At 63.3% G+C, this 12,583-nt stretch carries 12 protein-coding genes; 6 read left to right on the forward strand and 6 right to left on the reverse strand.

Annotated elements, in window-relative coordinates; translation table 11 throughout:
- Positions 1-5 precede the first annotated feature (5 nt).
- Entirely contained in the window at positions 6-869 is an 864-nt protein-coding gene (locus EG850_RS05070; RefSeq protein ID WP_124970924.1) for an SGNH/GDSL hydrolase family protein, read from the forward strand.
- Positions 870-893: 24 nt separating this feature from the next.
- Here the strand turns inward: EG850_RS05070 and EG850_RS05075 are convergent, their stop codons facing one another.
- The gene (locus EG850_RS05075) at positions 894-1,721 is read right to left on the reverse strand and encodes a TrmH family RNA methyltransferase (RefSeq protein WP_407920579.1); all 828 of its coding nucleotides are present in this window, start codon (positions 1,719-1,721) and stop codon (positions 894-896) included.
- A gap of 39 nt (positions 1,722-1,760) precedes the next feature.
- On the opposite strand from EG850_RS05075, the gene EG850_RS05080 reads away from it, so the two are divergent.
- The 3 genes from EG850_RS05080 (at position 1,761) to EG850_RS05090 (ending at position 6,344) form a co-directional block, all read left to right on the forward strand.
- Positions 1,761-2,612, forward strand: a complete 852-nt coding sequence (locus EG850_RS05080) for a Sir2 family NAD-dependent protein deacetylase (RefSeq protein WP_124970927.1) — start codon at positions 1,761-1,763, stop codon at positions 2,610-2,612.
- 414 nt (positions 2,613-3,026) lie between these two features.
- Complete coding sequence (locus tag EG850_RS05085) at positions 3,027-4,349, forward strand: dicarboxylate/amino acid:cation symporter (RefSeq protein WP_124970930.1); 1,323 nt, start codon at positions 3,027-3,029, stop codon at positions 4,347-4,349.
- 285 nt (positions 4,350-4,634) lie between these two features.
- On the forward strand, positions 4,635-6,344 hold the full coding sequence (locus tag EG850_RS05090) for an HNH endonuclease signature motif containing protein (RefSeq protein ID WP_148097111.1): 1,710 nt from the start codon (positions 4,635-4,637) through the stop codon (positions 6,342-6,344).
- Positions 6,345-6,407: 63 nt separating this feature from the next.
- Here EG850_RS05090 and EG850_RS13410 read toward each other — a convergent pair whose 3' ends face one another.
- Genes EG850_RS13410 through EG850_RS05105 form a run of 3 tightly spaced genes read right to left on the reverse strand, consistent with a single transcriptional unit; the run spans position 6,408 to position 8,004 of the window.
- A complete protein-coding gene (locus tag EG850_RS13410; protein WP_124970936.1) occupies positions 6,408-6,617 on the reverse strand; it encodes a hypothetical protein in 210 nt (69 codons plus the stop codon).
- A gap of 18 nt (positions 6,618-6,635) precedes the next feature.
- Positions 6,636-7,088, reverse strand: coding sequence for an NAD(P)H-binding protein (locus tag EG850_RS05100; RefSeq protein WP_124970939.1), 453 nt, complete (start codon positions 7,086-7,088; stop codon positions 6,636-6,638).
- A 37-nt stretch (positions 7,089-7,125) separates the two neighbouring features.
- Positions 7,126-8,004: an alpha/beta fold hydrolase gene (locus EG850_RS05105; RefSeq protein WP_124970942.1), complete on the reverse strand. Its 879-nt coding sequence runs from the start codon at positions 8,002-8,004 to the stop codon at positions 7,126-7,128.
- Between the two features lie 72 nt (positions 8,005-8,076).
- On the opposite strand from EG850_RS05105, the gene treS reads away from it, so the two are divergent.
- Both treS and EG850_RS05115 read left to right on the forward strand, forming a co-directional pair.
- Positions 8,077-9,882 (forward strand): maltose alpha-D-glucosyltransferase, encoded by a 1,806-nt coding sequence (gene treS / locus EG850_RS05110; RefSeq protein ID WP_124970945.1) that lies wholly within the window; start codon positions 8,077-8,079, stop codon positions 9,880-9,882.
- A gap of 9 nt (positions 9,883-9,891) precedes the next feature.
- Entirely contained in the window at positions 9,892-10,578 is a 687-nt protein-coding gene (locus tag EG850_RS05115; protein ID WP_124970948.1) for an exonuclease domain-containing protein, read from the forward strand.
- A 15-nt stretch (positions 10,579-10,593) separates the two neighbouring features.
- On the opposite strand, the gene EG850_RS05120 is transcribed toward EG850_RS05115, so the two are convergent.
- Positions 10,594-12,030, reverse strand: coding sequence for an MFS transporter (locus EG850_RS05120; RefSeq protein ID WP_124970951.1), 1,437 nt, complete (start codon positions 12,028-12,030; stop codon positions 10,594-10,596).
- A 101-nt stretch (positions 12,031-12,131) separates the two neighbouring features.
- Positions 12,132-12,398 carry a type B 50S ribosomal protein L31 gene (locus EG850_RS05125; RefSeq protein WP_124970954.1) on the reverse strand — a complete coding sequence of 89 codons (267 nt, stop codon included), beginning with the start codon at positions 12,396-12,398 and terminating at the stop codon, positions 12,132-12,134.
- Positions 12,399-12,583 lie beyond the last annotated feature (185 nt).

Below are 12,583 nucleotides of genomic sequence, written 5' to 3' on the forward strand. Positions count from 1 at the left end.
ACAGCATGACAGAGCCCGACACGAGTAACGCGCCGACGCATCCCTGGCGTCGTTTCGTCGCGCTCGGTGATTCGTTTACCGAGGGCGTCGGTGACCCCGATCCCGATGCACCCAATGGTGTGCGCGGCTGGGCAGATCGTGTCGCTGAGCAACTTGCCCTTGGCTGCGACGACTTCGCCTACGCCAATCTCGCGGTGCGCGGGAAACTGCTTGCGCAAATCAGTGATGAGCAGGTCGAGCGTGCCATCGAACTCAAGCCCGATCTCATCACCATTAGTGCCGGCGGAAATGACCTCATTCGTCCCGGCGCCGACGCTGACATTGTGGCGGCTCGATTCGAGCGCATCGTCGAGCGGCTCGTGGCCACTGGCGCGACCGTGGTGCTCTTCACCGGCGTCGACACGAAGTTTTCGACGGTGGCCTTCCGCCGCATCCGGCCCGAGGTAGCGATCTACAACAGCAACCTTTGGAGCATCGCAAATCGTAATGGTTGCGTCGTCGTCGACCAATGGGGTTGCAAAGAAATTCAGAACACCCGGATGTGGGCCTCCGACCGCCTGCACCTCAATGAGTTTGGGCACCACCAGGTCGCGCGGCTCGTGCTCGCGGCGCTCCACGTCGACAACGAACTGCAACCCATGCAACCGGAACCGATGCGACCGCAACGCTGGCGAGAGGCACGGCGTGACGATCTCGTCTGGGCGCGTGAATTTGTTGTGCCGTGGCTCGGCCGTCGGCTCCGCGGGGTATCGAGTGGTGATTCGATCGAACCGAAGTATCCCGAACCTCGGGTGATTCGCGGGGCGATGAGGCGCGAGGGGCCGGTGGAGCCTGACCACGAGGCGCCCCCGACGCCCGACAGTCAGTAGCGTGTGGCGCGTTCGCATTGCGGCCTAGTTTGCGGTGCCCGCCCCGTCGAGGAGCGCATAGAGCGCGATGCCGCTCGTCGCCGCGACATTGAGCGAATCGACACCGTGCTGCATCGGAATAATCACCGTGCGATCTGCGGTTCGCAGCGCCGCGCGACTTAACCCATCCCCCTCGGTGCCGAGCATGAGTGCCACCCGTTCGGGACGCGAGGCGGCGTAGTCAGCGAGCGCAATCGCATCCGGGTCGAGTGCCAACGCCACCGTTTCGAAACCGGCCTCGGTGAACAGACTCTTGGCCGCATCCCACTTCGGCAACCTTGCCCAGGGAATCTGCAGCACTGTGCCCATCGAGACGCGCACGCTGCGGCGGTAGAGCGGGTCGGCGCAACGTTCGGTGACGAGCACCGCATCGGCGCCGAGGCCCGCGGCATTGCGAAAGGCGGCGCCCACATTGGTGTGATCGACGATGTCTTCGAGCACGAGAACCGTGCGAGCCCGCGCAAGAATCTCGGCCGCATCCGGCAACTCGGGTCGGTGCATGGCGGCGAGCACGCCCCGATGCATCTTGTAGCCGGTGATCGTTTCGAGCAAGGCCTCACTCCCGACATACACCGGGGTGTTGGGATGATCGGCGAGGAGGGCTTCGGCTTGGGGCAAGAACTTATCTTGCAAGAGCATCGAACGCGGCGCGTGCCCGGCATCGAGGGCGCGACGAATCACCTTCTCTGACTCCGCCATGTAGAGACCACCGGCTGGCTCAAGCTTTCGGCGCAGGGCAACGTCGGTGAGGCTCAGGTAATCTGCCAGTCCAGCGTCGGCGTGGTCGAGACTGGTGATCGGAATGATGCGCACCGGTCGAGTTTGTCATGATCGGTGCGGAAGGGATGCGTGATGACGAGCCTCGACGCCGCCCGCGCCGCCGGAATCGCGGCTGAGCAACTCGCGGAGTTTCTCGATGGCCGCCATGCCGCAGTCCTCACCGGTGCGGGTGTCTCGACCGATTCGGGCATCCCCGACTACCGCTCCCCCGGACGTCCGGTGCGGAACCCGATGACCTGGCAAGAGTTCGAGCGCTCCGACGAGCGGCGCCGTCGCTATTGGGCGGGCGCCGCGATCGGTTGGCCGAGGTTCGATCGCGCGCGACCAAACGCTGGGCATTTCGCGCTCGCCGAACTTGAGGCGGCGGAGCTCGTGACCGGGCTCGCGACGCAGAATATTGACGGGCTGCATCTGGAGGCAGGCTCGGCACGCGTGGTCGAGCTGCACGGCCACGTGCGCTCAGTCGCGTGCACAGTGTGCGGCGCGGTTGAATCGCGCGCGGCACTTTTGACCCGGATGCGTGCCGAAAATCCCGCGCTCGCAGCCGTCACGAGTGAGGTCGAAGGCAACCCAGACGGTGATGCCGCGATTCCCGAGACAGTGGTCGAGGCGTTTGAGGTACCGGTATGCCTGAACTGTGGTGGGATGCTCGCACCACAGGTCGTCATGTTCGGGCAGTTCGTGCCGCCGACGGCCACTGAAGCCGCCGGGCGCCTCATCGATGACGCCGATGCGCTGATCATCGCGGGTTCGTCGATGGTGGTGAATACGGGCATCCGCCTCTTGCACCGGGCGCAACGGCGCGGCCTGCCGGTGGCAGTAATTAATCGCGGACCGACGCGTGCTGACGAGGTTGCGACGCTGCGACTGGATGCGGGGACAAGCGAGGCGCTTGCTGGTGCCGCTGGGCTCCTGCTCGCGTAATTTGGCGCCATGCGGATGCGTTTGGCTCGGTAGTTGCGCGTGCAACTGTTAGTCTCGGTGATCATGACTACTCAACCGCAGCGCCTGCACCTCTGGCGTCGCCTGCACATCGACCTGCTCCGGCAGTCGACGATGTGCTGTCTGCGTTCGCGTTAGTATCTGCCCTCGATCACCTCGTGGTGGTCTACCATCGTGAGCTTCGTGCATCCGAGCGGTCGGATGCGTCGATCTGCTGACGATCTCTCCCCGCTCTCCACGCTTCTCTCCCGCGACACGAAGTGCGCGCACTCTGCGGCGCGTCGCTGACTGGGAGCGTCACCCCCCCAGTGGTGGGCGTGCATCCAAGCCAGGCCGCGTGCTCGCGGCGCTTACCCGTTTCGCGGCGTTGTCGCCGCGACTGTTGAAAGGATCACCTTGTCTAGTTCTCCAGCTGCGGCGCCGCCCGCACAGAAGAAGGCGCCGTCGCGCATCCCGTTCGGTGCGCGCGTACTCATTGGTCTCGCCCTCGGCATTCTGCTCGGTGCCGTCGCCCGTGTGTGGGACGTCGAATGGCTTGCCACCACCCTCGGCACCATCGGTTCGATCTTTGTGCAGGTGCTGCGCGTTGTCGTGGTGCCGCTGATCTTCGCGGCGATTGTGGTGTCGATCGTGCGCCTGCGTGGGGTTGCAAATGCGGCGAAGCTCGCGGTGTCGACGCTCGTGTGGTTCGCCATTACTGCGGCGATTTCAGTGGTCATTGGCATCACCATTGGCCTGCTCACGAACCCGGGCGCGAATGCGACGCTGAGCCTCGAGGGTGCTGAGGCGCCTGAGCGCACGGGTGGCTGGCTTGACTTCCTCAAGTCGATCGTGCCGGCGAACTTCCTCGGTGCCGGCACGAACGATTCGGGCCTCACCTTCAACGTCTTGCAGATTCTCGTGCTCGCAATCGCCATTGGTGCCGCGGCGCTCGCTATCGGCGAGAAGGCGCAGCCGTTCGTGAAGTTCACTGAAGCGGTGCTCGAGATCTTCTCGAAGCTGGTGTGGTGGGTGATTCTGCTCTCGCCGATCGGTGGTGGTGCACTCATCGGTCGCGCGGTTGCAGACTACGGTTGGGACCTCATTGCGCCCCTCGCGGTGTTTACGTTTGACGTCTACCTCGGCTGCGCAATCGTCATGTTTATCGTGTACCCGGTGATTGCGCGGATGCACGGCCTGCGTGCCGGCCGCTTCTTCGCGGGTGCGTGGCCGGCGATTCAGTTCGCCTTCGTGTCGCGCTCGTCGATTGGCACGCTGCCGCTCACGATGCGCGTCACGACCGAGCAGCTCGGCGTGCCGAAGGAATACGCTTCGTTCGCGGTGCCGCTTGGTGCGACGACGAAGATGGATGGATGCGCGTCGATTTACCCGGCGCTCGCCGCGATTACTGTGGCGCAGCTTTTCGGCGTGCAGTTGGAGCTGCACCACTACCTGCTGATCGCGTTTGTGGCGGTGGTTGGCTCGGCCGCGACGGCGGGTCTCACGGGTGCGATCGTGATGCTCACGCTGACGCTGTCGACGCTCGGACTGCCGCTTGAGGGCGTTGGACTCTTGCTCGCGATCGACCCGATACTCGACATGGCGCGCACGGCGACGAACGTTGCGGGTCAGGCACTCGTGCCGACCATCGTGGCGAAGCGTGCCGGCATCCTCGATGAGGATCGCTACAACAACTCGAAGTTTGTGGAGAACCCGGAGCCGGAGCTCGTGCGTAGCTAGGCGGTGCTGTTTCAGACTCGCGAACGTGGCGGTGTCGGAGGCTCATGATGGGATGCAGTGTGTTCCAGATGAGCTCTCGGCATCGCCACGATTTACGTTACGAAACCTACGAGATTGCTTTGCGAAAACAGTTGCGTAACCTCAACACCATCGGCTAATCTAGAACATAAGTTCGATTCACGTGCGAGGTTGAGTTGCTCTCAACCTCGGTTCCACCCAGCTCCATCACTGCTGTTTCTTGTTCGTAGATGCTTTGGTTCGCTGCACTGCTGGGAGGTGCAAAGGATGAACAACCGCGACAAAACCGCGCCGTTGATCGATTTCGCACGTGCTCGACGCGAACTGCTCACCGCAATCGAAGCGAATCACCGGGCGCGTGCCATCGCCGATGCGATTGAGTCGGCGCTGCTGTGCACGGCGTTTGAGATCTGCGTAGCGGCGAAACAGGGCGAGTCGTCCCGAGCGCTCGACAATGAGTTGCGTTCGATCGCCGCCGAGATAGGCATGCTCACGCGGCGGAGTGAGCGCACTATCCTCGCGCGTATCGATGAGGCGGCCGAGATTCATCGAAACTTCCCGTCGGTGGCCAAGGCACTGTTGCTCGGCGAGATTGACGTGGCGCACGCGCGAGTGATCGCCCGGTGCGGCGCTCCCCTGCAGGCGGCGGAGTCTCGGAGTGAATATGAGCAGCTGGCGATCGATCAGGCGGCGCAAACGACGCCGGGGCGGTTAGAGAAGTCTGCCCGGCGATTTGCTGCTGAGCTCGAACCGGAAGTCGTTGCTGAGCGCCAACAGCGAGCTCGGCGGGAACGAGGAGTTCGGGTGACCGATCTTGAAGACGGTATGTCGCTGCTGATTGCCGAGTTGCCCTCGGTATTCGCGCATGCCATTCATGACCGGCTCACCGAACTCGCACGCGTCAACGCTCGCGAACGCAAGGCATCGATGGATGCATTTGGTCGCGTCGTGTCTGGCGACGGCGCCCCTCCCTCGCATAGTGATGTCCGTGCTGGTGTGGGCAAGAACGTCCGTCTTGATGAGGAAGATGGCACGAACGAGCGTGATGTTCTGGAGGGGTCGAGTGCGGCCGGGGAATCTAATCGGAACAGCGCGGCTGCAGATGTAGACGCCAGAGATCTAGACGCCAGAGATCTAGACGCCAGAGATCTAGACGCCGGAGATCTAGACGCCAGAGATTTAGACGACACAGGCGATGGCCGAAATTCCGACGACCGGAACTTCGACGACCGGAACGCCAGCAACCCGAACTCTGACGACCGGAACTTTGACGCGGTTCGCGCCGATGCGCTTGCTGATCTCTTGCTCGCTGGCTTCGTGCCGACCGACTCAGCACACTCTGCGCTCAACTCGATCCAGGCTCGAGTGGCAATCACTGTGCCAGTACTTGCTGCTATCGGTGCATCCGACGAGCCTGCGGTACTCGACGGTACCGGGCCGATTCCGCTCGACATCGCAATGGCACTTTGCGGCGCGGCCGCGCTGTGGACGCGAATCCTGACCGATCCAATCTCGGGAGAGGCGATTGCCGCTGACACCTACCGGCCCTCAGCCGCCTTGCGCAGGTTTATTGAGTCGCGGGATCAGCACTGTCGTGCTCCGGGTTGTCGCCGCCCGGCTCGCGATGCCGATCTAGATCACACCATCGAGTGGATCGCTGGCGGCAGGACGACGCACGACAATCTCTCGGCGCTGTGTCGCGCGCATCACACGATGAAGCACCGCGGTTGGAATTTGCGTCAGACTTCGCGCGGCGAGCTCGAGTGGACCTCGCCAAATGGCCGCATCTATGCGGACCGGCCGGGTCGAATCGCGAAACCTTGGAACGAGCAGCGCTTGACCGAGGCCACCGGCACCCGATCGATAGGCAGTGAATCAACAATCGTCGAGTCAACCAGGCAGGTTCCAGATCCTCCAAGAGTCTGGTTCAAGCCGACTCAACCGCAACAGGATGACGACGAGCCGCCACCGTTCTAGTCCCCATCTCCCCGGCAACGAGCGCTCGGTCCAAGAGCGCGTCAACGGAAGGCACTCAGCGAGCTATTGTTGCGCGTCCTCGACGAGGCGAGCCAACGCATCCTCGAGCTGTTCTGCGCCTTCACTGACGCGAATGTCCAGCCCTATCGTCCGTGGTTCCGCCAGCACGAGCTGCAACAACTTCGCCACATCCGAGCGTCGCGTCTTCGCCCCACGCCCGACACTCCGGAAAGACAACTCACCGCATCCCGTGGGCGCATCGTCGGTGAGCATGCCCGGCTTCACAATGGTTCAGTCGAGGGCTTCCTCACGGAGTGCTTCATCGGCAGCGCGTTTCGCATCCCAATACGCAGCGAACACCTCGTCGGTTCCGGTCGGCACGGGATCCTCCGCGCCAATGAAACTGATCTGCACGAAGCGCGTCACCCCGGCTTCGACGGCCGTTCGCATGGACTTCACCGAACCTTCAAAATCCACCGTATGCTTCCGCGTGGCGCCTGAGCCGGGGCCAGCACCGGCCGCAAACACGACCGCATCGCATCCGCTGAGCGCGCCAGCCAGCTCAGTCGTCGCGGCCTGCTCCAAATCGCACACCACCGGTTCCGCACCGAGCTCGCGCAGCGAGTCCACCTGCTCGGCATTGCGCACAATCGACCGAACAGCACTGCCCTCGTCGACGAGAAGCTCGGTCAGCATCCGAGCAATCTGCCCATTCCCACCAACGATGGCGACGGTCGAAGTCATCTCACTGCACTCTTTCGCGGTTTTCCATTCGAGGCTTCTACTTGATGTGTTCGCGCAGCACCCTAGCGAGCGCAAGTGGGGTCTCGTAGTGAATGAGATGTCCCACTCCCCCAATGACCTGCAGTGTCGACCCAGGCATCGCCGCGTGCAAGCGACGCGATGCCGGCAACGGCGCGATGGCGTCCTTTTCGCCGACGACGAGAAGTGTGCCTTCGGGAAACTCGCTACTGTGCGCGCGAATGTCGTCAGATACTGACGCCCGAAACGCATCCAGTAGCGACTCGCGCGACACGAACTCCGAGAAGTGATCAGCGTGCTGCCGGTGAATCCACGCCCGCAACGCCCGCGACTTCGTCACCGCCATCACTTCGCTCATCACCCGGGTAATGAGCCCTGAACTCAGCAAAGCATTCCCGAGCCCGCGCGGCAGACGTGCCCCCATCCAGTAATAGAAGATCGCGAGGTTGGTCATGACCCGATCCGGACCAGTAAGCGCATTCTCGGCAATCGGATTCACGAGCACGATCCGTCGCGGCGCCAACGCCGCGACCTGTCGCGCCACCACGAGCGAACCAAACGAGTGTCCGAGCACGACAGCTCGAGCATCCGGGTCGAGCGCATCGAGCAACTCACGCAACCACGTCGCGTAGGCATCCAGCGAGTGCTCCACAGCAAACACAGCCGACTCACCAAAGCCAGGAAGATCGGGCGCGATGAACCTCACCTCGGGCATCGCCGCGACGAGCGAAAGCAGCCCGTGATGGGTTCCACGGAAGCCGTGAACGAGCACAATCGTCTCAGGTGCATCGTTCGCCCCATACTCCCAGATAGCAGTCCGGGCACCGCCAATCATCAGTGAACTCCGACGCACGGGAATGTCGGCAAGGGCGATTTCGAGGGGGTTGTGGAGGCGCATCGTGGAAAAGTGTACGGAGCCCGGCCCAAAGTAGGCCGCGAAACCAGAGAAGCCGCAAGAAAGGAACTCGAGATGAGCTATGGCGCACCCATGATGCTCCCCGGACTCCAGCGCGACGAGCACTGGTACAAGCGAGGTGTGTACTACGAGGTCCTCGTCGGCTCCTACGCCGACTCGAACGGTGACGGCACCGGCGATTTTCAGGGCCTCATTTCTAAGCTCGACTATCTGCAGTGGCTCGGCATCGACGTCTTATGGGTCCCGCCGTTCTTCGAATCACCGCTGCGCGATGACGGCTACGACGTCGCTGACTACCGCAAGGTGCTCCCCGACTACGGCACCATCGATGACTTCCGCGAGCTTGTCTCGAAGGCACACGCCCGCAATATGCGCGTGCTCATCGACATCGTCATCAACCACACGTCCGACCAGCACGAGTGGTTCCAGCAGTCACGTGAGCACCCGGACGGTCCTTACGGCGACTACTACGTCTGGAGCGACACCGACGACAAGTACCGCGATTACCGCATCATCTTCGTCGACACCGAAGAATCGAACTGGACCTTCGACCCGGTCCGCCGCCAGTTTTTCTTCCACCGCTTCTTCTCGCACCAGCCCGACCTCAACTTTGAATCGCCAAACGTTCAGCGTGAGGTTTTCGACATCGTGCGATTCTGGCTCGATCTTGGCGTCGACGGCTGCCGACTCGATGCCATCCCCTACCTCTTCGAATCCGAGGAGGGCAATGGCGAGGGAGAGCCCGAAACCCACGAGTTTCTCACCCGCCTGCGGGCCATGGTCGACGACGAATACCCCGGCCGCATCCTGCTCGCGGAGGCAAACCAATGGCCCGAAGAAGTCGTCGACTTCTTCGGCACCGAAGAAGAGCCCGAATGCCACATGGCGTTCGACTTCCCCACCATGCCGCGCATCTACTACGCACTGCGCTCGGGCAACAAGACCGAACTCGAGTCGATCCTGAGCCAGCAGCTCGAGATCCCGCCAACGGCCACCTGGGGCGTCTTCCTCCGCAACCACGACGAGCTCACCCTCGAAATGGTGGATGAGGAGTATCGCCAGACCATGTACGGCTGGTACGCCTATGACCCGAGGATGCGCGTCAACGTCGGCATCCGCCGTCGCCTCGCCTCGCTCCTCGAAAACTCGCTTGATGAGATCAAGCTCGCCAACGCAATCCTGCTCTCGCTTAAGGGCTCGCCGATTCTCTACTACGGCGACGAGATCGGCATGGGCGACAACATCTGGCTCGACGACCGCGACGCCTCACGTACGCCAATGCAGTGGTCGCCCGACCGCAATGCCGGATTCTCGAGCGCCGACCCCGGCAAGCTCGCCCGGCCCGTCGTGCAATCGCTCGTCTACAACTACGGTCACGTCAACGTCGAGGCGCAGATGGCGCAATCGGGCTCGCTCCTGCATTGGATGCGGAACATGCTCTACCTGCGCCGCCAGCATCCGGTCTTCGGCATGGGTGGGCTGACCGTCGCAAGCACCTCGCACGAGTCGGTCCTCGCCTATGTGCGCGACTACCAGGGTGAGGCGAGCCATCGTCACGGTGGTGACCGGCGCGAGCGCATCCTCTGCGTCTTCTCATTCGCCGACACCCCGACCCAGGCGACCATCGACCTGCCCGCTGACGCCGGCGCGCGCCTATTTGACCTCTTCGGCGGCCAAGAATTTCCGCGCGTCGGTGCGGATGGCCGCGTCACCCTGACCTTTGGTGCTAAGCAGTTCTATTGGCTCTACGTTGCCGACCCCGAGTTCGTGGATACCGCAACGAACGCCATCTCGATCATTCGCACTGACGAGGATGCGCCGCAGCCGCTCCACCACATTGACACCGCTGATTCTGCCTAAGGAGCCCCGATGACCTGGATGAGCCGCGTGGCCGTGTTCGACACCGAGACCACAGGTATTGATCCGCGTGAAGCGCGGCTTGTCACTGCCTTCGTGGGCATCATCGATGAGCACGGTGAGATTGAGCGCGGCACGGATTGGCTTGCCGATCCGGGCGTCGAGATTCCCGAAGCGGCGGCCGCCGTGCACGGGGTTACCACCGAGATGGCGCGTGAGAATGGCGAGCCAGCCGCCGAGGTCATCGCCAAAGTGCGCGCCTCGCTCGACTGGATCGCCCGCAATCGCCTGCCGCTTGTGATCTACAACGCGCCCTTCGACCTCACTCTGCTCGCCGCGGAATGCCGTCGCTACGGCATTGAACCGCCGGTGCTCGGGCCCCAGGTGATTGACCCACTCGTCATCGACAAGGCGGTCGACCGCTACCGCAAGGGCAAGCGCGCGCTCGGAGATGCGGCCACCGTGTACGGTGTCGAGCTTCTCGATGCGCACGATGCTGCCGATGACGCCGTGGCGGCAGGTCGCGTTGCCCTCGCGATGGCGGCGAAGTATCCGGATGAACTTGGTGTCGCGCTCGAGGAACTCCACGCCAAGCAGGTGGCCTGGGCGGATGCGCAAGCGGCCGACTTCGAAGACTACATGCGTCGTCAGCGTGACCCGAACTTCACCGTGGAGCGTGGCTGGCCGGTGCGGGGCTAACTCCGGTCGACGGGGCTAGCTCCCCTCGACATCGAGCGGATGCGCAATCTCGTCGGCCGTGAAGCGCCCGGCAAGCCACACCACGATGGTCGACACGACGGAGATCGCACCGACACCGATGAAGATCCACTCGATCGGAACTGCCTTCGCAACGGGACCGACGAGGGCCATCGACAGCGGCATGAACGCGAGCGATACGAAGAAGTCGAGGCTCGAGACGCGTCCCAGCATGTGACGGGGCACTCGTCGCTGCAGCAGGGTGCCCCAAATCACGCCGCCGATGCCGCCGGTGGCGCCCACGATCACGGCGATCACGATGAGGTGCCAGAGCTCGGTGGCAAGCCCGAACGCCGCAAAGAGTCCGAGCGGGAGCCCCCAACTCATGAGCATGAGAGTCAAGTAGCGACGAGGCAGTCGTCCCGACGCCATGATGAGGGAGCCCACGGCAGCGCCGACGCCGAATGCCGCGAGCACGAGTCCGAACGAGTCGGAGCCAAGCCCGAGCCGATCGCGCAAGAGGAACGGTGTGAGCACCTCAAACGGCCCGACGTAGACGAACACGATGAGGCATGACCAGGCGAGCGTCCAGGCGAGCCAGGGCGTGCGCACGGTGAAGCGCACGGCCTCGACGAGGTCTTGCCAGACCGTGGTCGTCGCGCCCGCAGCGGCAGTTGAATTCGACTCGGCGGTGTCGGCTGCAGACAAGGCGTCGGCTGCCGACCGAACTCCAGCCTCCGCTTCCGCTGCCGCTCCGGGGTCAGCCTCCTGCGCATGTGCGATCGGAATCGGGCAAGTTCGTGGTGACGTGGTCGTGGCGAGCCCAACGACATCAGGCGCGGCCGGCTTCCCCTCATCCACCCGAGGGTGCAGGCGAAACAGGCTCACAAATGCAATCACATGACAGAGCGCGATCCACATGATCGCGGTGCCCGGCGAGATCGCCGCCGTGATCGTGCCGGCAAGCGCGGGGCCAGCTGCTTGCATGAGCACCGGCCGCCCCATCCCCTCGAGCCCGTTGGCCGCGAGCAACTCGTCTTCGGGCAGGATGCTCGGCAGAATCGCCGAGTACGCCGGGAAGAAGAACCCGGTCGCGGCGCCGAGCATCGCGCCCGTGACCGCGAGGTGCCACACCTCGACGAGACCAATTGCGCTGAGAATCGCGCTCGACCCCACCGCGATCACATTGAGTAGCTCAACCCCGCGCAAAATCCACCGCCGAGGCAGGCGGTCCGCCGCAATGCCACCGAGCACCGCCGTCGTGATGAGGCCGACAGCCGTTGCCGTGCCGACCAGTGAGAGCGCGATCTCATCGCCACCGAGTTCGATGACTTCGTAGACCATCGCGACGGCCCACATGCCAGAGCCAAACAGCGAGACCGCCATAGCCAACGCGAGGATGCGGTAATCCGACGATCGGAACGGCCGCAGCGCACGTGGGAGCTGTCGAGTCATGAGGTACCTTCCTAGGCAGAAACACGACGGCGGCGTTCCCCGAGGGGAACACCGCCGTCATACGAGCATTGCTCGCTCGCCCTTGGTTGGGCGTGGAAGGACTAGTCCTTCTTGGCGCCCGAACCGAACTTGGCGTAGCGGTTCTTGAACTTCTCGACGCGACCGGCCGAGTCGAGGATGCGCTGCTTACCCGTGTAGAACGGGTGCGAGGCGCTCGAGATTTCGACGTCAAGGACCGGGTAGACGTTGCCGTCTTCCCACTCAACGGTCTTCTCGCTGGTGACCGTCGAACGGGTGAGGAACTTCTCGCCCGATGCGAGGTCGTTGAACACCACGTAGTGGTAGTCCGGGTGGATTTCTGACTTCATCGGGTTACCTTCTTCATGAAGTGAACGTTGAATACGGAGTGTGCACGGTGCGCCGCCCGTTGAAACTGCCACTGCAATTGCATCTCGGGCGACCGCAGATCTCGACGATCGCGGGAGGCGACACTTCGAGCCGTGGCAAGCCAAGGATCGAGCATAGCACCCAAGTGACGACTCACGGAAGTCGC

This window comes from Gulosibacter macacae, assembly GCF_003865375.1.
In the GTDB taxonomy this organism is placed as follows: domain Bacteria; phylum Actinomycetota; class Actinomycetes; order Actinomycetales; family Microbacteriaceae; genus Gulosibacter; species Gulosibacter macacae.